Genomic DNA, 20,065 nt, shown 5'->3' on the forward strand with positions numbered 1-20,065 from the left:
GATCAGGCCGCGCCCGGCGCGTCACCCCCCAGGTGCTTGGCGGCGAAGGCCAGGTCCAGGGCGACCTGCTTGATCCGCTCCTCCACCACGAGCGAACCGTGGCCCGCGTCGTACCGGTACACCTCGTGGACCGCGCCCCGCGCCGCGAGCCGGTCCACGTAGTTGTCGATCTGCCGGATCGGGCAGCGCGGGTCGTTGACGCCGGCCGAGATGTGCACCGGGGCCTTCACCGCGTCCACGTACGTCAGCGGAGACGAGGCCGCGTACCGCTCGGGCACCTCCTCGGGCGAGCCGCCGAGCAGCGTCCGGTCCAGCGCCTTCAGGGCCTCCATCTCGTCTTCGTACGCCGTGACGTAGTCCGCGACCGGGACCGCGGCGAGACCGACCGCCCAGGCGTCCGGCCGCGTGCCGAGCCCGAGGAGCGTGAGGTAGCCGCCCCACGAGCCGCCGGAGAGGACCAGGCGCGCCGGGTCGGCGAGACCGCTCGCCACCGCCCACTCGCGGACCGCCTCGACGTCCTCCAGCTCGATCAGCCCGACCCGGTGCTTGAGCGCGTCCGTCCACTCCCGGCCGTACCCCGTCGAGCCCCGGTAGTTGACCCGCACCACCGCGTAGCCGTGGTCCACCCAGGCCGCCGGGCCCGAGGCGAAGGCGTCGCTGTCATGCCAGGCGGGACCGCCGTGCACTTCGAAGACCGTGGGGAACGGCCCCTCGCCCTCCGCGGGACGCTGCACGAGCGCGTGGACCCGGCCGCCGGGCCCGTCCACCCACACGTCCTCCACCGGCACCGACGGTGGCGCCTTGGGGCCGGGCGGGTCGAGGACGATCCCGCCGTCCGTGGAGCGCACCACCGGCGGCTCGGCGGCCGAGGACCACAGGTACTCGACGCTGCCGTCGGGCCGGGCCGTCGCGCTCGACACGGAACCGGCCGGGGTCTCCACCCTGACCAGGGCGCGCGTGGCGATCTCGTACCGGAAGAGCTCGCTGCGGGCCTCGAAGCTGTGCACGATCAGCAGCCCGGAGCCGTCCGGATACCACTCCGCCGACACGTCGCCCGGCAGGTCGAGCCGCAGATCGGTCTCGGTGCCGGCCGTCACGTCCCAGAGCATCGGCTCCCAGCGGCCGCGCCGCTGGTGCGCGACGAGCAGCCGGGAGTCGCCCGCCAGCGGGGCGAAGCCGAGGACCGCGAGCCCGAGCTCCTCCGTGCCGCCCTTGGTGTCGTCGAGCTCGGCCAGCACGCTCGCGTCGGCGGCGCGCAGCACGCGCAGCGCCGAGTGCATCGCGTCGCCGTGCTCGGTGTGCTCGATCGCGATCAGCGAACCGTCGTGGGAGAGGTCGCCGACCCCGGCCGACTCCCGGTGCCGGTAGATCTCGACCGGGGCGCCGGCCCCCGGGCGTACGAGATGGACCGTCGACCCGTCCTCGTCCGTGGAGCGGCCGATCACCAGCGTGCCCTCCCGGCCGATGGCGAGGCCGCCCGGATAGGAGGCGTCGAGGCCGGGCACGGCGGGCTCGTCCGCGCCGCCCCCGAACGGCTGGCGCATCCACACCCCGAACTCGTCACCGTCGGTGTCGGCGAACCACCAGATCCAGGCGCCGTCCGGGGAGAGCGTGCCGTCCGTCGTCCCGTTCGGCCGGTCCGTGACCTGCCGCTGCTCACCGCTTGCCCGGTCCCAGGCGTACAGCTCGTACGTCCCCGTGGCGTTGGAGACGAACAGCGAACGGTCCGGGGCCTCCTCGGCCCACTCGGGCAGGGAGACGCGCGGCGCGCGGAACCGCTGCTCCCACACGGGGGTCCGCTCCGAAGCCGGGGTCTGGGGGAAGTCCTTGCTCTCAGTCATGGCACCCATCATGCTCCGAGCGGCGGACAATCCGGTCGCGTCGCCCGCAACCTGTGGATAACCTCGCGCCCATGTACTCTCCGACGCCCGAGGACTGGCACGAGGCCAACCGCGCACGCTGGGACGAGCGCGTGCCGATCCACGCCGCCAGCGCCTACTACGACCTCGAATCCTTCCGGGCGGGCAAGGACGCCCTGCGGGACTTCGAGCTCGCGGAGGTCGGCGACGTCACCGGTCGCTCCCTGCTGCACCTCCAGTGCCACATCGGGCTCGACACGCTCTCCTGGGCCCGGCACGGCGCCGCGCACGTCGTCGGCCTGGACTTCTCCGAGCCGGCCGTCGACACGGCCCGCTCGCTCGCGGCCGACCTCGGCTTCTCGCAGGACCGCGCCGCCTTCGTCGCCGCCGACGTGTACGACGCCGCCGAGGCCGTCCCGGACAGCACGTACGACATCGTCTACACGGGCACCGGGGCGCTCTGCTGGCTGCCCGACATCGAGCGCTGGGCGGAGACCGCCGCCTCGCTCGTCGCCCCGGGCGGCTTCCTCTACGTGGCCGAGTTCCACCCGGTCGCCGACTCCCTCGACGACGAGACCGGAAGCCGGATCGTCCACGACTACTTCGTCCGCGAGCCGTGGGTGGGCACCACCCCGGGCACGTACGCCGAGATCGACGCCGAGACCGTCCACAACCGCAGCGTGGAGTGGGTGCACCCGATCGGCGAGGTCGTCACGGCGATCGCCCGGGCCGGCCTGCGGATCGAGTCGCTCCACGAGCACGACGTCTCGCTCGTCCCCCGCTACGGCGCGCTCCAGCGGCACGAGGACGGCTACTACCGCTTCCCGGCCGACCGCCCCCGGACCCCCCTGATGTACTCGATCAAGGCATCCCGCCCGACCTGAGCCCGGCCTGGAGGGCAGTCCGAGCCGTGAGCAGGATGACCAGACCGGGCAGCGTCACGAACACGGCGAACTCCATGCCGCCATGGGACCACGCACGCCGTCCCGGGGGAACGGCCCGTCTGCCCTCAAAGGGACGGGCCACAGGGCAGATCGGGCCGTATGTGGTGCGTCCGCCGGCCGTCCGGGCCGAGGACCTGCGCCCCGATCTTGTGGGTCCGCAGCGAGACCTGGGTGCCCGTGATCCGCAGTGTCGGGGCGGCCCGTACGAGCGTCGCCGTCACCTCGTGCAGCTCCTCGACCGTACGGAGCCACATCGCGAGCACCAGGTTGTGCGGCCCCGTCACCGAGGTGATCAGACGGCTGTGACGCAGCCGGTTGAGCGCCGCCACCGTCGCCGCCACCTCAAGGGGCGGGATGTCGGCCGTGACCAGCGCCCACACGGGGCGCCCGGAGAACCTCGGGGCCGGCAGGCAGTGGTGGTGCAGCGCGCCGGCCGCCATGAGGGCGTCGAGCCTGCGCCGTACCGTCGACTCGCTCGTGTCGCACTGCCGGGCCAGTTCGGCGGCGCTGCGGCGGGCGTCCCCCGCGAGCTCCGCGACCAGCTTCCGGTCGAGCTCGGTGAGGGGAGGGTGCGGGCGGCCCGGCGGGCGCGGCCGTTTCTCGCCACCCGTGACCTCGGCGAGGAGCCGGACCTGTCCCGGGGCGAGCTGTTCGATCCGTGACCGGTACGGGCGGTTGTGCAGCTGGGTGACGACCTGCGTACGGGAGCGGAGCACCCCGGGCAGCCGGCGCACCCGGCCCGCGAGGTAGGCGTCGAGGGCGTAGAGGTCCGGGCAGACCACGAGCAGCACCAGATCGGCCTCGCCGGTCACCTGGTGGACGCCCAGGGTGTACGGATCGCTCGCGAGCTCGGTCGCGGTGGCGTCGGCGGCGCCCGCGACGCATTCCAGCTCGACCCAGGAGTACAGGGTGGCGTCCCCGCCTCGCGCGACGATGAGCGAGCTCCAGGCCCAGCCGCCGGTGGTGAGGTGGTCCCAGCGCCGGGCGAGCGTGTCGGGGCTCGACCCGAGGACGGCCGAGAGCTGGGTCCAGCTGGCACGCGGAGCGACCTGCATTGCGTGGATCAACGACAGATCCGCCTCGCCCAGGACGGATTCCCCGGTATGCATATGCCTCCTTGGCCGGATCCCCGGGAAACCGTGGGTGTGGGCGCCAGGGCGCCCCAGGATGTGGACTGAGGCATATGCATTCAAGCCGTGACGGCGACTGTTCGCCATTAAGGCAGGCATACGTCACAGTTTCGGACAGGACCAGGACGGGACAGAACAGGACAAGGTGGTACGGGGGATGGAATCCATGGGGCACATGGGGAATCCGAGGAGCCCGCGGAGCGCGAGCAGTACGAGGAGCACAAGGAGGAGGGTGAATTCGGGGAGCGCGGGGATCCCCGGAAGTAAACGGATTGCGGGGATCGTGGAGTTCCCGGACTTCCCGGACTTCCAGGAGATCCAGGAGATCCCGGGGACCACCGGGAGCGCGCGGGCGGGGGAGGCGCCGGACACCGAACCGCTGTGGGGCGAACCGGTCGGTCCCGACCAACTGGCCGCCGCCGAGCAGGGGTACGCGCAGTGCGGCCCCGTCGAACGCCTCCTGTGGGAGCGGCTCTCCGTCTTCGAGGGAGCCTTCGGCCGGGAGGCCGTCCGCGAGGTCTGCGCCTCCGGGACCCTGCCCGCCGGGGAGATCCAGGCGGCCCTCGACCGGCTCGCACCGCTCGCACTCCTCCCCGTCGACGACCTGTTCGACGGCGAGGACGGAGCGCCCCGCTACTGGATGCCGCACCCCATGCGGGCCGTCGGCGCCCGCCGCCTCGCCGAACGCGGCGACCGCTGGACCGTCGTCCTGCACCACCGGAGGTGGTGCGTGAAGCTGGCCCGGCAGGCCGCCGACTGGTGGCGGAGCGGCCGTCAGATCGACGCCAGGAACCTCGCCCTGCGGGAGCTGCCGGACCTGGTCGCCGCGATGGACCCGACGACCGCCCCGCCCTCGCCGAGCGCCGAGGCCGGGACGTCCGTCGAGATCGCGGTCTCCCTGTGGTTCCTGTGGGTGGCCTGCGGGCGGGTCGCCGAGGGCCGGACCCGGCTGCGCCACGCCCTCTCCCTGCACTCCGGCCCGGCGCCCGCGCGCGCCCTGTGGCTCGCCGCCTATCTGGAGCTGGAGTCGGGCCGCCCCGAGGACGCCGACCCGCTCCTCGTCCAGTCCTGGGCGGCGGCCGTACGGGACGGGGACGACCGGTGCCTCGGGATGCTGGCCCATCTGCGCGGCGCGACCGCCCTCTTCCAGGGGCGCACGCGCGAGGCGGCGGCCGAGTTCCGGGAGGCGCTCACCCTCATGGAGGAGCACCCGGAGTCCGGGCCCAGCCGCGAGCTGTGCTGGGTCGCGCTCGCCCTCACCCTCAGCCGGACCGACCCGGAGGCCGCGCAGGAGGCCCTGGACCAGTCGGTCGCGGAGGCGGCGGGACGGCGGCCCTGGACCGGGCGCGACCTGTGGGCCGACGCCTGGGCGCACCACGCGCGGGCCGAACTCCTCGCCTGGGACGGGGAACGCGAGCGGGCCGCCGAACACGCCCGGCGCGCGCTCCGCGCGCATCTGGCCCTCGGCACCGCGGTCGGGGCGGCTTGCGCGGCCGAACTCCTCGCCCAGATGCGGGTCATGGTCGGTCGGATGACCTCCGCCGCCCATCTCCTGGGCGCGGCCGATCTGTTGCGGTCCTCGGTCTTCGAGGGGACGTACCGCCCCGCGCAGTGCTGCGTGACCTCACGCGACCGCAGCGAGAGGCTGCTGCGGAGGCTGCTCGACGACCGGCAGCTGCGCCGCGCGTACGAAGAGGGCGCCCGCCGAGGCCTGTTCGCCCTGGCGAACGAGGCATAGGACCCCCGACCACCGGCCCCGACCACCGACCCCGACCACCGGCCACCGGCCCCGGCCCCCGCGCTCCGTCGACGGTCGGATTGTCAGTCGCGGTGTCTACGATGTCGGAATGTTCGCCTTCGTCGTAGCCGCTGTCTTCCTGCTGCTCTTCGGGGCCGGTGTGCTGCGCGACCGGCGCCGCTTCGGCAATGCCGTGTACCTCGGCCTGGCCGTCACCTTCCTCGGGCTCGGTCTCCTCGCGGAGATCGACGCCGCCCCGCCGGGCGTCTCCGAGACCGTGATGATCCTGGTCCTGCTGGTGCTCGGACTCGGCCCGGTCGTGCTCGCCGGCCTGCTCTGCGCGAACGGCGTGAAGATGGTCCGCAAGGAGGGCAGACGCCCGGCGAACCTGCTCTCGCTCCTCGCGGGCCTCGGCATGTTCGGGGTGATGGGCCTGATGGTGGCGGCGGTCCTCACGCACTCGCCGGCCCTCGGCCTGATCGCCGTCACCACCCTGCTCGTGCTCGGCTACGTCTCGTTCCTGTTCCTCTGCTTCGTCGGCTACGCGTTCCTGTACGGCCGCATGCGGCTCCGCCGCGACGCCGACTACGTGGTCGTCCTCGGCTCCGGGCTCATCGGCGGTCGCCGTGTGCCGCCGCTCCTCGCGAGCCGCCTGGACCGGGGCCGGCAGGTGTACGAGACGCTGGCCGCGCGCGCCGGGGACGCGCCCGTCCTCGTCGTCTCGGGCGGCCAGGGCCCCGACGAGGAGCTCCCCGAGTCCCACGCGATGGCCGACTACCTCGTCGAGCGGGGCTTTCCGGCCGGGTCGGTCGTGCGCGAGGACCGCTCGCGCACGACCGAGGAGAACATGCTCTTCAGCAAGGAACTGATGGAGCGGGACAGACCCGGCTCCTCCTGCGTGATCGTCACCAACAACTTCCACGCCTTCCGGGCCGCGCTGATGGCCCGGAAGGCGGGCGTGGACGGCCAGGTCGTCGGCTCGCCCACCGCCGCCTACTTCTGGCCGTCGGCGACCATGCGCGAGTTCGTCGCCGTCTTCCTCCAGTACAAGGTGGTGAACCTCGGGATCTGCGCGGGCCTGATCCTGCTCGGCGTACTGGCGTGGTTCGTGCGCTGACCGTCCGGCGTCCGGCCGCCCCACCGGGCCCCATGGGCCCCGTGGCCGGTCACGGGGTGACGATCGGGAACTGCGGGTCGGGCGTCGTCACGTACGAGAGGAGCCGTGTGAGCAGCGCCAGGTCGCCCTCCACGCCGACCCCGAGCTCCTGGACCGTCCTGCCCGCCAGCAGGCCGAGGAGCTGCGGCTTGGCCAGCGTGAGCGTGAGCCCGGCGGCCGTGCGGGGCTCGGAGATCTCCCGGTGCGTGAGAGCGCCGTTGTGCAGGGTGAGGCGGCGCCGCGTCCCCGCGCCCGTCGGGCCGTCCGTCAGGACCAGGTCGACGGTCAGCTCCTCGTGCCAGGCGCGCGGCCCGTCGATCCGTACGGCGATCGAGTCGAGGAGCATGGGGACGGTGAGGGCCATCGCCATCTCGGGGTTGGACGTGTCGAGGTCCGTCCTGACGATGCCCTCGCGGAGCTCCAGCGCCGAGGTGAGGTAGAAGTTGCGCCAGGTGCCGTTCTCGGAGCCGTACCCCAGCCGGTCGTAGACCGAGGCCAGGGCCTCCTTCGCCTCGATGTTCCCGGGCTCGGCGAAGACCAGGTGGTTGAGCAGGGTCGCCGCGAACCGCAGGTCGCCCGCATCGACGTACTCACGGGCCTTGACGAGCATCTCGGCGGGACCGCCCGCCAGGGCCACGTACCGCTTCGCCGTCTCGACCGGCGGGTGCTCCCAGAGATGGGCGACGTTGCCGTCGAACCAGCCCAGGTAGCGCTGGTAGATCGCCTTGGCGTTGTGGCTCAGCGAGCCGTAGTAGCCGCGCGCGTGCCAGGACGCGGCCAGGGCCGGCGGCAGCTCGATCGCCTCGGCGATCTCCGGGCCGGTGAGCCCCTCGTTCAGCAGCCGCAGCGTCTGGTCGTGCATGTACGCGTAGAGGTCCCGCTGTTCGGTCAGGAACCGCACCACGTTGTCGTGGCCCCAGGTCGGCCAGTGGTGGGAGGCGAAGCCGACGTCGTACATCCCGTGGAAGTACTCGATCGCCTCGTCGAGGTACGCGGCCCAGACGCGGGAGTCGCGGACGACCGCCCCGCGCAGGGTCAGGATGTTGTGCATGTTGTGCGTGGCGTTCTCGGCCAGGCACAGGGCGCGGAGGCCGGGGAAGAGGAAGTTCATCTCGGCCGGGGCCTCGGTGCCCGGGGTCAGCTGGAAGACGATCCGCACGCCGTCGACCGTCACCTCCTGGCCGGTGTCCGTGATGTCCACGGTCGGCGGGATGAGGCTGATCGTGCCGAGGGAGGTGGTCTGGCCGAGGCCGGCGCTGATCTGGGCGTCCGGGGCCTTCGGCAGGTTCGCGCCGTACATGTAGGCCGCGCGGCGGGTCATCGCGTTGCCCGCGTACACGTTCTCGCTGACCGCGTGCTCCAGGAAGCCGGCCGGGGCGATGATGGGCACGCCGTTCTCGGTGCCGTGGGGCAGGATGCCGCGGGCGCCGCCGAAGTGGTCGCCGTGCGAGTGGGTGTAGATCATGCCGGTGACGGGCCGGTCGCCGCGGTGCTCCTTGTAGAGCGCGAGCGCGGCGGCGGCGGTCTCCGTGGAGATGAGCGGGTCGATGACGATGATCCCGCGCTCGCCCTCGACGATCGTCATGCTGGACAGGTCGAGGCCCCGCACCTGGTAGATGCCGGCGGTGACCTCGTACAGACCCTGGCGGGAGCAGAGCTGGGCCTGGCGCCAGAGGCTGGGGTGCGCGGTGTCGGGGCACTCCGCCTTCAGGAAGTCGTACGCGTCTCCGTCCCACACGGTCCGGCCGTCGGCGGCCGTGACCGAGCCGGGCACCAGGGCGCCGATGAAGCCCCTGTCCGCGTTCTCGAAGTCGGTGGTGTCCTCGAAGGAGGGCAGGGGGTCGCTCATGTACGGGGTGCTCCGTTCCGCGAGGGCGGTGATCGGCGTTCCGATCCATCTGAACACCGGGCCCCTACGACCGCACTTCGGAGCGGATCCGTGAGACCGCGAGGCCGCGGAAGCGGTGGGAGCGGTGGGAGCGGCGGGAGCGACGGGGTGTACCTACTCTGGAGGTACGGAGGTGCCCCATGAGGCGACGCCACCACTTCCACATCGACTACCTCGGCCACTCGGTCTCCGTGACCGTCCAGACCGGGCACTCACCCGTCGTCGAGGTGCTCGTCGACGGCAAGGAGACGGGGTACGCCACGACGAAGGACGACCGGCCGGTCACGATCCCGATCGAGCTGCCGACCGACCCGCCGACGGCCGTCTCCGTACGGGCGACGCCGGGGCCCGGCGTACCGCGCTGCCTGCTGCTCGCGAGGGCGGACGGGGAGCCGCAGGTGATGGCGCCGAGACTGTACTGAGGGGCTCCTGAGGAGCTCCTCAGGAGAGCAGGGCCATGCCGATGACCAGGAAGACCACGAAGGCGATGGCCCCGGCGACGGCGGCCGTCTTGCGGGGACGGCGCCGGGACAGCTCGGCGAGGCCGCCGGTGCTGGGCCCGCTGCCGCCGGCGGGGCGCTCGCGCCGCCGTGAGGCTGGTGCGGCGGCGGGCACCTGCCGGGGCGCGGGCTGGTGCGGAGGCTGATGCGCGGGAGCCGTGTGGTGCGCGGGCGGCCGCGGGGCGTGTGAGGTAGGCGCGTGTTGCTGGGGCTGGACGTGCTGCGGAAGCTGGTGCGCCTGATGTGACGGGCGCGCTTGGTGTGACTGGTGTGACGGGCGCGCCTGCTGAGGCTGATGCGCCTGCTGAGGGGCCTGCTGCGGATAGCCGCGCCAGGCGCCGGAGGAGAACCAGTCCGCGATCGCCTGCGCCGAGGGCCGCTGCTCGGGCTGCTTGGCCAGCAGGCTCAGCAGATACGTCTCGAAGACGGGCGGCAGCGCCACGCCCAGCCGGCCGGGCGGCATCGGCGCTGTGTCGATGTGCTGGTACAGCAGGGCGGTGGCCGTGTCCGCGCGGAACGGCGGGCGTCCGGTGAGGAGTTGGTAGAGCACGCACCCGAGCGAGTACACGTCGGATGCCGACGAAGCGGACTGCCCGAGGGCGCGCTCGGGCGCGAGGTAGAGCCCGGTGCCCACGATCTGGCCGGTCGTGGTGAGAGCCCCGGAGGGATCGTCGACGAACCGCGCGATGCCGAAGTCGGCCAGCTTGACCGTGCCGTCGGCGTCGACCAGGAGGTTCCCCGGCTTGATGTCGCGGTGCACGACCCCCTGCCGGTGGGCGGCGGCGAGCCCGGCGGCGGCATGCGCGGCGACCACGGCGACCCGCTCGGCCGGCAGGACCAGCGGATCGGACGGGCTGCCGGCGAGGCTGTCGCCCTCGACCAACTCCATGACGAGGTACAGCTTCCCGTCCCACGTACCGAAGTCGAAGACGCCCACCACGTGCGGGTGGCTCAGCCGGGCGGCGGTCTGCGCCTCCAGCCGGAAGCGGTCGCTCGCGGACGGGTCGGAGCCGTGGCCCAGCATCAGCTTGACTGCCACGGACCGCCCGAGGACCTCGTCGGTGGCCTGCCACACCTCGCCCATACCGCCCCGGCCGATACACACATGAAGCCGATATCGGTCCGCGACCAGCACCTGGAGACCACCCTTTCGACGATCGATCAACTTGACGGAAGGGAACCAGCGTAGAGCCGCCACCCGACGCCCCTCGCCGCGCGCCCCCTCCGAACCGCCCCCACCCTCCCCGAACCGCCTCCCACCCCTCCGGGGATGATGGCGGCATGCTGATCGAACACGACGGCCACGCGCCGACCGTCCACCCGACCGCGTACGTGGCCCCGACGGCGACGCTCTCCGGCGACGTGCGCGTCGGCGCGGACTGCCGGATCCTCTTCGGAGCCGTACTGACCGCCGAGGGCGGCCCGGTGGAGCTCGGCGAGGGCTGCATCGTCATGGAGAACGCGGTCCTGCGCGGCACCCGCCGCGACCCCCTTACCCTCGGCCGGCACGTCCTGGTCGGCCCGGCGTCGTCCCTCGCCGGCTGCACTGTGGAGGACGACGTCTTCCTCGCGACGGGCAGCCGGGTGTTCAACGGGGCCCGGATCGGCGCGCGTTCGGAGGTCCGTATCAACGGGATCGTGCACCTGCGGACGGTGCTCCCCGCCGACGCGACGGTGCCGATCGGCTGGGTGGCGGTCGGCGACCCGGCGCGGATCCTCCCGCCGAACGACCACGGCGAGATCTGGGAGACGCAGAGGGAGCTGGACTTCCCCGGCTACGTCTTCGGCCTGGACCGCCCGGCGGAGGGCGAGAGCCTCATGCCGGCCGTCTCCGAACGCTACGGCCGCGCGCTGGCCCGCCACCGGGAAGACCGGCAGCTCTGAGGAGTTGGCCGCCGCACGTGACACGGGTGAACGGAAGGTGACGCCCGACCGTTAGCATCACGGCGTTGTCGCCGAGTGTGGGACGGAGTGGGTCGTGGCACGACCTCGTACGGGTGTGGCGGTACTGACCATGGGCTCGCGCCCCGACGAGCTGCGGGCTCTGCTCGACGCCGTGGCCAGGCAGGACGAACCGGCTGCCCGGATCGTCGTCGTCGGCAACGGCACGGGCTCGCTCCCGGAGCTCCCCGAAGGCGTCACCGGGGTCGAACTGCCCGAGAACAGGGGAGTGTCGGGTGGCCGGAACGTCGCCATCGACACGCTGCGCGCGTTCGGCGACGTGGACGTGGTGGTGGACCTCGACGACGACGGCCTGCTCGTCGACACGGACGTCCTGCGCCGCCTCGCGGACCTGTACGAGGCCGACCCGGCCCTCGGGATCGTGTCGTTCCGCATCGCCGACGAGACGGGCGAGACCCAGCGCCGCCACGTCCCCCGCCTCGGGGCGAAGGACCCGCTGATCGGCGGCGAGGTGACGACGTTCCTCGGCGGCGGCCACGGCCTGTCGATGGCGATGCTCGACCGGATCGGCGGCTGGCCGGAGGACTTCTTCTTCACCCACGAGGAGACCGACCTCGCCTGGCGGGCCCTCGACGCGGACTGGAAGGTCCTGTACGCGCCGGAACTCCTGCTCCAGCACCCGAAGACCAGCCCGGCCCGGCACGCCGTCTACTACCGGATGACCGCCCGCAACCGCGTCTGGCTGGCCAAGCGCAACCTCCCCGTCCCGCTGGTCCCCGTCTACCTCGGCGTCTGGACCCTCCTGACCCTGGCCCGCACCCGCTCCGCCCCGGGCCTCGCGGCCTGGTTCGCCGGCTTCGCCGAGGGCGTCCGCCGCCCCTGCGGCCCCCGCCACCCCATGCGCTGGTCCACAGTCGCCCGCATGACCCGCCTGGGCCGCCCGCCGATCATCTGACGCCGGGACGGAAGGTGGTACCTGGCAGGGCTCAGCCGCGGGTTCCGCGGGTCCCGTACGCGAGCAGGAACATCTCGATCAGCGCGTCGACCTCGGCTGGGCCGACGGGCCGGTTCGAGAGCAGGTAGCGGTAGTAGAGGGTGCCGCACAGGACTTCGGTGGGGAAGGCCAGGTCCGCGTCAGCGGCCAGTTCGACGGCGCGCTGAGCGCGCGTGACGCGGTCGAAGGCGCGCTGTTCGACGGTGGCCAGGAAACGCTGGTGCAGGTCTGCCCGCAGGTCGGGATCCGCCTGCGCTTCGGCGATCACGGCACGGTGGAGCGGTCCGAGAGGTGGCTCGCTGAGCGCTGCGCTGGAGCGCAGGAACTGTGCGCGGAGGTCCGCGCGGACATCCCCGGTATCGCGGTAGTCCAGGCCAGTGGTCCAGGCATGGCCGAGCGCATCGAAGATCAGGGCGGCCTTGGACGGCCAGCGGCGGTGGACCGTGTGCTTGCCCACGCCTGCCCGGCGGGAAAGTGGCTGGTCCACCACGACGAAGTGGGTCCCCGCGGCCTGCGGGTGCTGCACGTCGTCAAGCCCTGACCGTGCTCTCGAACCGCTTCGCGAGCAACGAGTCGCCATCCACGTGTTCCCTTTCCTTGCCGCCGGCCGTCAGAGACGTGAGAACCGATTCCGACACGAAGCCTGGGGGCTCTCGACCATGAACGTCGCTCTGTGGATCGTCGCCGGCGTGCTGGCGGCCGCGCTCTTCGCCAGCAGCGCCAAGCTGGTGATCCCGAAAGAGAAGATTCTGGCCGCGGGAGGCTTCGCCGCGTGGGCCGAGGATTTCAGTCCGGCCGCGCTGAAGGCCCTCGGGGTCGTGGACCTCATGGGCGCGATGGGCCTGATCCTGCCCGCTGTACTCGGCATCGCGCCGACCCTGGTTCCTGTGGCCGCGACCGGCGTGGCCCTGCTGTTCGTCGGGGCGATAGTCGTCCGGGTCAGGCGCGGTCTGTGGGCCACGGCCGTTGCCGAGGTGCTCTACCTCGCCATGGCCGTCTTCGTGGCCTGGGGCCGATTCGGCCCGGAGTCCTTCGCCTGACCGTCGACACATGCGGGGCACCACCGCCACACCGATCAGACGGAGCACACCAAGGAGCGCACGTCATGACCCCCGAGTATGCGAACCAGGCCACCGAGGCACCCGTGGCCGTCAAGCCGCGGATGAAGAACCCGGCGATGGTCCTCCCCGGCGTGGTGCAGGACATCCACCAGCTCATGAAGAGCGCCCGCGCGGGTGGTGTGCCCGACGCCACCCTGGAGTTGGTGCACCCGCGCGCGAGCCAGATCAACGGATGCGGATACTGCGTGGACGCCGGTGCGGAGCAGGCACGCAAGGCCGGTATGAGCGAGGAGCGGATATCCGCGGTCGCGGCCTGGCGCGAGACGCCGTACTACACGGCGAGCGAGTGAGCCGGCAGGCGTATCCGCCGGGGCCCGCGACCTGATGACCGTCGACCCCGGAAACCAGTCAAGGGCCTGATTCGATTTCTCGAATCAGGCCCTTGACCTGGTCTTACGGCTGTCGGGGTGGCGGGATTTGAACCCACGACCTCTTCGTCCCGAACGAAGCGCGCTGCCAAGCTGCGCTACACCCCGATGTCGCTGCTCTGTTCTTCACGTCGCGGCGACATCGCTTACTTTAGCCCACGCGCGCGCTGAGGCGAAATCCGGTTTTCGGAGAGCCGCACCGCAGGTCGGACGCGGTCGAGGCCGACGATCGCGAGGCCCAGGACGTAGAAGCCCGCGCCCAGCACGACCGCGTTGGTCAGGACGCCGGCGTAGCCGTGGGCGGTGACGTCGAGGAACGGGTACGTGTAGCGGGTGGGGGCGTCCGGGGAGATCAGCTCGCCGCGGATCAGGGCGAAGACGAAGTAGAGGCCCGGGGCCGCCAGCCACCGGGCGGCGTAGCGCCAGTGGAGGGCGCCGGGGAGGGTGAGGAGCAGGAAGTCGAGCGCCGCGCCGATCGGGGTGACGGTGTGGAGCAGCTGGTTGGCGACGGCCTTCGCGCCGGTGAGACGGGCGATCTCGGCGGCCTGGTTGAACTCGCTCGCCTCGTTGTCGAGGACCAGGTGGAAGACGAGGCCGACCACCGAGATGCAGAGCAGGGCGCCGCCGGTCCACAGCGCGGGGAGCGGCGGGCGGCGGCTCCAGGCGCGGACGGCGCCCCAGCCGAACACCACGGCGACCAGGATGTTCGACCAGATCGTGAAGAAGCTCAGGACGACGAGCACGCTTCCGTGGACGCACTCGATGACGATTCCCGTCGCCGCGCACAGGGCGATCAGGCCCCGGAAGGCCGCCGCGTAGGGGCGGCGCTGGGCGGGGGGTACGACGGCGGAGGCGGGTACGGGCGACGAACCCGTGGAGGGGGGCGGCGTGAGCATCCCCCCACCGTAGGTGGTTAGGCGCGCGCCGTCAGCGTGAGCAGGGTGACCTCGGGCGGGCAGGCGAAGCGGACCGGGGTGAACCGGTTGGTGCCGCAGCCCGCCGAGACGTGCAGGTAGGAGGTGTGGTCGCCGACCGTGTGCGTGGAGAGCCCCTTCACGCGGTCCGTGTCCAGGTCGCAGTTGGTGACGAGCGCCCCGTAGAAGGGGATGCACAGCTGGCCGCCGTGGGTGTGCCCGGCGAGGATCAGCTCGTAGCCGTCGGCCGTGAAGGCGTCGAGCGAGCGCAGGTACGGGGCGTGGACGACGCCCACCGTGAAGTCCGCCGAGGTGTCGGGGCCGCCGGCCACCCGCTCGTACCGGTCGCGCTTGATGTGCGGGTCGTCCAGGCCGGTGAAGGCCAGTGCGGCCTCGGGCAGCTTGAGCGTGCCGCGGGTGTTGGTGAGGTCCACCCAGCCCGCCGCGTCGAAGGCGTCCCGCATGCCCTCCCACGGGTTGTGGACGGCGCCGACGACGGGCTTGTTGCCGTTGAGGCCGTGGCGGCCCTGGGCCTTCTCCATGAGGTAGCGGGCGGGGTTGCGCAGCTTCGGCCCGTAGTAGTCGTTGGAGCCGAAGACGTACACGCCCGGGAACTCCATCAGCGGGCCGAGCGCGTCCAGGACCTCCGGCACGGCGTCGGGGTCGGAGAGGTTGTCGCCGGTGTTGACGACGAAGTCCGGGCGGAGCCCCGCGAGCGACTGGAGCCAGGCCCGCTTCTTGCGCTGGCCGCTCACCATGTGGATGTCGGAGACCTGAAGGACCCGCAGGTCGCGCATGCCGCGCGGGAGTACGGGCACCGTCACCCGGCGGAGCCGGAACGAGCGGGCCTCGAAGCCGGCCGCGTAGACGATTCCGGCCGCGGCCGTCGCCGTGAGACCTGCCGTGACCTTCAGGGGGATCCCGTACCGTGCGCGCATCGCACCATCGTCGCAGACCCGGCGGGTGGAAATGTGCGGGCGGGTGGGGTGGGGCACCTGCCACACTTGACCCCATGACCACGCTCAAGGAGAAGCTCAAGGCCGACCTCGACGCCGCGATCAGGGGGCGCGACGAACTGCGCTCCTCGACCCTGCGGCTGACCATCACCGCGATCACCATGGAGGAGGTCGCGGGCAAGTCCAAGCGCGAACTCTCCGACGACGAGGTGCTGAAGGTGATCGCCAAGGAGGCGAAGAAGCGCCGCGAGGCCGCGGAGGCCTTCGCCCAGGGCGGCCGTGCCGAGTCCGCGGAGCGGGAGCGCGCGGAGGGCGTCCTCCTCGACGCGTACCTGCCGAAGCAGCTCAGTGACGAGGAGCTCGACGGGATCGTCGCGGCGGCCGTCGAGGAGGCGAAGGCGGCGGGAGCCGAGGGGCCGCGTGCCATGGGCGCCGTCATGAAGATCGTGAGCCCGAAGGTGGCGGGCCAGGCCGACGGCGGCCGCGTAGCCGCCTCGGTGAAGAAGCTCCTCGCGAGCTGACACCGACCGCGTACGCTGACACCGACCGCGTACGCCGACACCGACCGCGTACGCCGACACCGCGCACGTACGCCGACACCGCGCACGTACGACGAAGGGCGCCCCACTTCTCGTGGGGCGCCCTTCGTCCTATCCGTTTATCCGTACGTCAGCGGTTTCCGCCGCGGCGGTTGCCATCGCCGAACATGTCCGGCGGGAGCGTGATCCCGGGGAACGGGTTCGTCGGCGGCTTCGTGTCGCCCGGCTTGGCGTCACCCGGCTTCGTCGGCTTGTTCGGGCCTTCCTCGCCCTCCTTCTCCTTGGGCTTCTCGGCCCGCGGTACGGAGATGGGGTTGAAGCCGGGCTTCTCGTCGCCCAGGGCGCCCGTCATGGCGATCCGCCAGATCGGGCCGGGGAGGCAGCCACCGCAGACCTTGTCGTAGTAGACGCCGCCGATGGTGAGGTCGAACATCTCGTCGCGCTTGCCGACGTCGTCGCCGACCCAGACGGCGGTGGACAGGTCCGGCGTGTAACCGACGAACCAGGCGTCCTTGCGGCCCTCGGTGGTACCGGTCTTGCCCGCGTTGTCCCGGTCGGTCAGACCGGCCCGCGTACCGGTGCCGTCCTCGACCACGCCCTTCAGCATCTGGTTGATGGTGTCGGCGGTGCGGTCGGACATCGCGCGCGTGCACTTGGTCTGCGGCACGTTGAGCTTCTCGCCGTACGCGTTCCGGATCGACTCGATGGCGACCGGGACGCAGTACATGCCGCGGTTGGCGAAGGTGGCGTAGACGGAGGCCATGTCGAGCGGGGTGCTCTCGAGGCTGCCGAGCGTGGCCGACGGGCTCTGCGCGATGCGCTTGCCCAGCTCACGCTCATAGCCGACCTTGTTCGCCATCGTCAGCGTCTCGCACAGGCCGGCCATCTGCTCCAGCTTGGCGAAGTACGTGTTGATGGACTTCCCGAGGGCGCTCGTCATGTCGTACGCCCCCTTCTCCGACGGAAGCTCGTTCTGGACGGACCAGTCGGCGTAGCCCGCCGGCTTGCCGTCGCAGCGCGTGTAGTCGTTCTCCTTCATGGAGATCTTCCACGGCGTGTCGAAGCTCTGCGCCGGGCTCAGCCCCTTCTCCAGGGCGGCGGCGGCCGTGATCGGCTTGAAGGTCGAGCCGACCGGGAAGCCGTACGTGGTGCCGCCCATCTTGCTGCCGACGGCGAGGTTGAGCGTCGTCTGGTGCTGCTTCTGGTCCAGGCCGTACGGGCGGGACTGGCCCATCGACAGGATCTTGCCGGTGCCGGGCTGGACCTGGACGACGGCGGTCGCGACCCCGTCGTCCTTGTTGACCTTGGCCACTGCGGCTTCGTTGGCCGCGGCCTGTGCCTTCGGGGAGAGCGTGGTCCTGACGGTGAGACCGCCGAGGTTCCACAGCTTCTGCCGCTCCTCGGCCGTCTTCCCGAAGACCGGGCTGCTCAGGATCGTCTTGCGGACGTAGTCGCAGAAGAAGCCGGCGCCGTCGACGGCGGTGATGCAGCCGTTCTTCGGCGTCTTCACCTTCAGCTTGAGCGGCGCGGCCTTCGCCTTGTCCGCCTCCGCCTGGCTGATGTCCTTCACGTCGGCCATCCGCTGGAGGACCACGTTGCGGCGCTTGGTGGCTTCCTGGATGTCGTTGATCGGGTCGTAGCGGCTCGGCGACTGGACGAGACCGGCCATCATCGCCGACTCGCCGAGGTCCAGCTTGGCGGCGGGCTTGGAGAAGTACCGCTGGGAGGCGGCCTCGATGCCGTACGCCTGCTGCCCGAAGAACGTGATGTTGAGGTAGTTCTCGAGGATCTTCTTCTTGCCCAGCTCCTCCTCGACCTGGATCGCGAACTTCAGCTCGCGGACCTTGCGGCCGATGGTCTGCTGGGTGGCCTGCGCGACCTTCTCGGGGTCGTCACCCGCCTCCTCGACGAAGACGTTCTTCACGTACTGCTGGGTGAGCGTCGACGCGCCCTGCGCGACCCCGCCGGACTGCGCGTTGCGGTTGATCGCGCGCAGCACGCCCTTGAGGTCGATCGCCCCGTGCTCGTAGAAGCGGCCGTCCTCGATCGCGACGATCGCCTTCTGCATGTACGGGGAGATCTTGTCCAGCGGGACGACCTTCCGGTCCCGCGAGTACACCGTGGCGAGGAGGCCGCCCTCGGCGTCGAGAATGGTGGTGCGCTGACTCAGCGGCGGGGTCTTCAGGTTCGAGGGAATCTCGTCGAATCCCTCGACCGTGCCCTTCGCGGCCAAGCCGAGTGCTCCGGCCGCGGGCAGGGCGATGCCCGCCAGCACGGCTCCGGAGAGCACACTGACACCGAGGAACTTGGCGGCCTGCTGGGTCCCGGTCAGACCACCGCCCGAGCGCTTCTTTGCCATGGGGGGCAGCCTAATCCGTAGTGATGTGCGAACTGCAGGAGCGGGTGCTTCTCGGAGCGTTCGAGTACCAGACCGTGACATCCGGGTGCGGCCGGGCCGTGAAGGTCACAGCGTAGATCGGCGCACGGTCCGGCGCTGACGGCGGACTCACCGGCTGACCACAGGACGTCACCTCACGGCTTGGGCGGTACGGCCGACGCGGGAAGGGCCAGGACCCTGGCGACGGCGGAGGTGACGGAAGCGGCGTGGTCAGGCAGGTACTGAGCCGCCCAGTCGGATGTGAGGGCGACGAAGCCCATCAGGTCGCGCTCGGCATCGGCGAGAAGACGACGGAGCTCGGTGACGGACACCTCGATCACCGGGCTGTCGCTCTGTTCGACGTCAACGGTCAGCCGGACGGTGTCCCCAAGGCGCTCGGCGAGAGGGTCGGGATCATGACCGAACCAGGGACTCCCGCTGCCATCGAAAACCTCGTGCCAGCCACGCCAGTCCTCGAGCCCCGCGCAGCAGCCCGGAAGGAACGAGACTCCCGTGGAGCTGTCCGTGACCCGCAGGCCGCCGGGCGCGAAGAGGTTGTCGAGGGTGAGCAGTCCGTGGAGGAAGGATCCGAGGGGGTCCGCGGGCCGAGGCGGACGGTCCTCTTCTTCTGGGTCCGGATCGATGTCGTTGCAGCCGGCGATGCGCATCAGCGCTGTTCCGACCTCAAGGGGATCGAGCCGGCCACTGAGTGGCAGGAAACCGTCCGGCTTGACGTCGGCGACAGGCCATAGGGCGAAGCCGTCAGGGGCGTAGATCTCCAGAACCGGCTGCATCACGATCACCAGGGCAGTGTTCCGCGCCCCCGCCCATCTCGCCTCTCAGTTACGCCGGAGCTCCTTGCTCAGGACTCCGGCGGAGGCGTGCCGGCGCAGCAACGTGAGGCGCCTACGTTCTCATTCGCCGGACACGCGTATATGCCTTGGCCTAAGCTGCTCACAACTGTCACAGCAGTGCGGTCTCGCATCAAGACCCGCGCGTGACATCGACATGAATTCCCGTGACCCCGAAACACGGGAAGCTCGTGTCCGTTTCCGGATCATGCGTCACCCGGTGTCCGAAGTGGCGGCGGTGAGGAAGGGCGTATCCAGGCGGTATGTCCCCTATCACACGCATGTCCTTCGATCACTCCCCTGGGTGATCTGACGCGCACGCATAGTCCGTTCGGGCCATTCAAGATTGGGCCCGAAGGGGGTGTTGCGCTGTGCCCACCTTCCGTAACGTCCCAACTGGCAGCGGTGAATATGCCGCTGCCGCCGTGGGGGAGCCTCGATTCGGGAGAGGACGGCGCCGGTATGGGCTGGGTAGCTGACTGGAGTGCGCAGGCGGCCTGCCGCACTACCGATCCGGATGAACTTTTCGTGCAGGGAGCGGCACAGAACAGGGCAAAGGCGGTGTGCACCGGGTGTCCGGTGCGGACCGAGTGCCTCGCCGACGCCCTCGACAACCGCGTGGAGTTCGGTGTGTGGGGCGGCATGACGGAGCGCGAGCGACGTGCCCTGTTGCGCCGACGGCCGACCGTCACCTCGTGGCGCCGGCTCCTGGAGACCGCGCGGACGGAGTACGAGCGCGGTGCGGGCCTGCTGCCCGTGGCGATCGAGGACGACGCGACGTACGAGGCGTACGCCGCGGTCGGCTAGTCCCCGAGCTCGGTACGGGAC

19 protein-coding genes and 1 tRNA gene are annotated in these 20,065 nt (G+C 71.3%); 10 read left to right on the forward strand and 10 right to left on the reverse strand.

Annotated elements, in window-relative coordinates; all coding sequences use genetic code 11:
- Positions 1-2: 2 nt before the first annotated feature.
- A complete protein-coding gene (locus tag ACWFR1_RS17855; RefSeq protein WP_453552130.1) occupies positions 3-1,850 on the reverse strand; it encodes a prolyl oligopeptidase family serine peptidase in 1,848 nt (615 codons plus the stop codon).
- Between the two features lie 62 nt (positions 1,851-1,912).
- Here ACWFR1_RS17855 and ACWFR1_RS17860 point away from each other — a divergent pair, with 62 nt between their 5' ends.
- On the forward strand, positions 1,913-2,743 hold the full coding sequence (locus ACWFR1_RS17860; protein ID WP_453552132.1) for a class I SAM-dependent methyltransferase: 831 nt from the start codon (positions 1,913-1,915) through the stop codon (positions 2,741-2,743).
- Positions 2,744-2,868: 125 nt separating this feature from the next.
- On the opposite strand, the gene ACWFR1_RS17865 is transcribed toward ACWFR1_RS17860, so the two are convergent.
- On the reverse strand, positions 2,869-3,912 hold the full coding sequence (locus ACWFR1_RS17865) for an Lrp/AsnC family transcriptional regulator (RefSeq protein WP_453552134.1): 1,044 nt from the start codon (positions 3,910-3,912) through the stop codon (positions 2,869-2,871).
- A 304-nt stretch (positions 3,913-4,216) separates the two neighbouring features.
- On the opposite strand from ACWFR1_RS17865, the gene ACWFR1_RS17870 reads away from it, so the two are divergent.
- Complete coding sequence (locus ACWFR1_RS17870; protein ID WP_453552135.1) at positions 4,217-5,671, forward strand: tetratricopeptide repeat protein; 1,455 nt, start codon at positions 4,217-4,219, stop codon at positions 5,669-5,671.
- A gap of 109 nt (positions 5,672-5,780) precedes the next feature.
- Positions 5,781-6,788, forward strand: a complete 1,008-nt coding sequence (locus ACWFR1_RS17875) for a YdcF family protein (RefSeq protein ID WP_453552137.1) — start codon at positions 5,781-5,783, stop codon at positions 6,786-6,788.
- Between the two features lie 49 nt (positions 6,789-6,837).
- On the opposite strand, the gene ACWFR1_RS17880 is transcribed toward ACWFR1_RS17875, so the two are convergent.
- Positions 6,838-8,676 (reverse strand): alkyl/aryl-sulfatase, encoded by a 1,839-nt coding sequence (locus tag ACWFR1_RS17880; protein WP_453552139.1) that lies wholly within the window; start codon positions 8,674-8,676, stop codon positions 6,838-6,840.
- A gap of 179 nt (positions 8,677-8,855) precedes the next feature.
- Here ACWFR1_RS17880 and ACWFR1_RS17885 point away from each other — a divergent pair, with 179 nt between their 5' ends.
- Complete coding sequence (locus tag ACWFR1_RS17885; RefSeq protein WP_453552141.1) at positions 8,856-9,137, forward strand: hypothetical protein; 282 nt, start codon at positions 8,856-8,858, stop codon at positions 9,135-9,137.
- A gap of 19 nt (positions 9,138-9,156) precedes the next feature.
- Here ACWFR1_RS17885 and ACWFR1_RS17890 read toward each other — a convergent pair whose 3' ends face one another.
- Complete coding sequence (locus tag ACWFR1_RS17890; protein WP_453552143.1) at positions 9,157-10,350, reverse strand: protein kinase domain-containing protein; 1,194 nt, start codon at positions 10,348-10,350, stop codon at positions 9,157-9,159.
- 146 nt (positions 10,351-10,496) lie between these two features.
- Between ACWFR1_RS17890 and ACWFR1_RS17895 the strand changes: the two genes are divergently transcribed.
- Positions 10,497-11,099, forward strand: coding sequence for a gamma carbonic anhydrase family protein (locus tag ACWFR1_RS17895; protein WP_453552145.1), 603 nt, complete (start codon positions 10,497-10,499; stop codon positions 11,097-11,099).
- 94 nt (positions 11,100-11,193) lie between these two features.
- Complete coding sequence (locus ACWFR1_RS17900; RefSeq protein WP_453552147.1) at positions 11,194-12,072, forward strand: glycosyltransferase family 2 protein; 879 nt, start codon at positions 11,194-11,196, stop codon at positions 12,070-12,072.
- 31 nt (positions 12,073-12,103) lie between these two features.
- On the opposite strand, the gene ACWFR1_RS17905 is transcribed toward ACWFR1_RS17900, so the two are convergent.
- Entirely contained in the window at positions 12,104-12,637 is a 534-nt protein-coding gene (locus ACWFR1_RS17905) for a TetR-like C-terminal domain-containing protein (protein WP_453552149.1), read from the reverse strand.
- 133 nt (positions 12,638-12,770) lie between these two features.
- Between ACWFR1_RS17905 and ACWFR1_RS17910 the strand changes: the two genes are divergently transcribed.
- A complete protein-coding gene (locus tag ACWFR1_RS17910; protein ID WP_453552151.1) occupies positions 12,771-13,151 on the forward strand; it encodes a DoxX family protein in 381 nt (126 codons plus the stop codon).
- Positions 13,152-13,216: 65 nt separating this feature from the next.
- Positions 13,217-13,522 carry a carboxymuconolactone decarboxylase family protein gene (locus ACWFR1_RS17915; protein WP_453552153.1) on the forward strand — a complete coding sequence of 102 codons (306 nt, stop codon included), beginning with the start codon at positions 13,217-13,219 and terminating at the stop codon, positions 13,520-13,522.
- A 112-nt stretch (positions 13,523-13,634) separates the two neighbouring features.
- On the opposite strand, the gene ACWFR1_RS17920 is transcribed toward ACWFR1_RS17915, so the two are convergent.
- The 3 genes from ACWFR1_RS17920 to ACWFR1_RS17930 form a co-directional block, all read right to left on the reverse strand.
- Positions 13,635-13,708, reverse strand: a tRNA-Pro gene (locus tag ACWFR1_RS17920).
- 38 nt (positions 13,709-13,746) lie between these two features.
- Positions 13,747-14,496 (reverse strand): Pr6Pr family membrane protein, encoded by a 750-nt coding sequence (locus tag ACWFR1_RS17925; RefSeq protein ID WP_453552155.1) that lies wholly within the window; start codon positions 14,494-14,496, stop codon positions 13,747-13,749.
- 17 nt (positions 14,497-14,513) lie between these two features.
- Complete coding sequence (locus ACWFR1_RS17930; protein WP_453552157.1) at positions 14,514-15,452, reverse strand: metallophosphoesterase; 939 nt, start codon at positions 15,450-15,452, stop codon at positions 14,514-14,516.
- A gap of 74 nt (positions 15,453-15,526) precedes the next feature.
- On the opposite strand from ACWFR1_RS17930, the gene ACWFR1_RS17935 reads away from it, so the two are divergent.
- A complete protein-coding gene (locus ACWFR1_RS17935) occupies positions 15,527-15,991 on the forward strand; it encodes a GatB/YqeY domain-containing protein (protein ID WP_453552159.1) in 465 nt (154 codons plus the stop codon).
- Positions 15,992-16,139: 148 nt separating this feature from the next.
- On the opposite strand, the gene ACWFR1_RS17940 is transcribed toward ACWFR1_RS17935, so the two are convergent.
- Together ACWFR1_RS17940 and ACWFR1_RS17945 are read right to left on the reverse strand one after the other, a co-directional pair.
- Positions 16,140-18,368: a transglycosylase domain-containing protein gene (locus ACWFR1_RS17940; protein WP_453552161.1), complete on the reverse strand. Its 2,229-nt coding sequence runs from the start codon at positions 18,366-18,368 to the stop codon at positions 16,140-16,142.
- 173 nt (positions 18,369-18,541) lie between these two features.
- Positions 18,542-19,180 (reverse strand): hypothetical protein, encoded by a 639-nt coding sequence (locus tag ACWFR1_RS17945; RefSeq protein ID WP_453552214.1) that lies wholly within the window; start codon positions 19,178-19,180, stop codon positions 18,542-18,544.
- A gap of 519 nt (positions 19,181-19,699) precedes the next feature.
- On the opposite strand from ACWFR1_RS17945, the gene ACWFR1_RS17950 reads away from it, so the two are divergent.
- The gene (locus ACWFR1_RS17950) at positions 19,700-20,044 is read left to right on the forward strand and encodes a WhiB family transcriptional regulator (RefSeq protein ID WP_015034550.1); all 345 of its coding nucleotides are present in this window, start codon (positions 19,700-19,702) and stop codon (positions 20,042-20,044) included.
- Positions 20,045-20,065 lie beyond the last annotated feature (21 nt).

It is taken from the genome of Streptomyces sp. NPDC055103 (assembly GCF_053607625.1).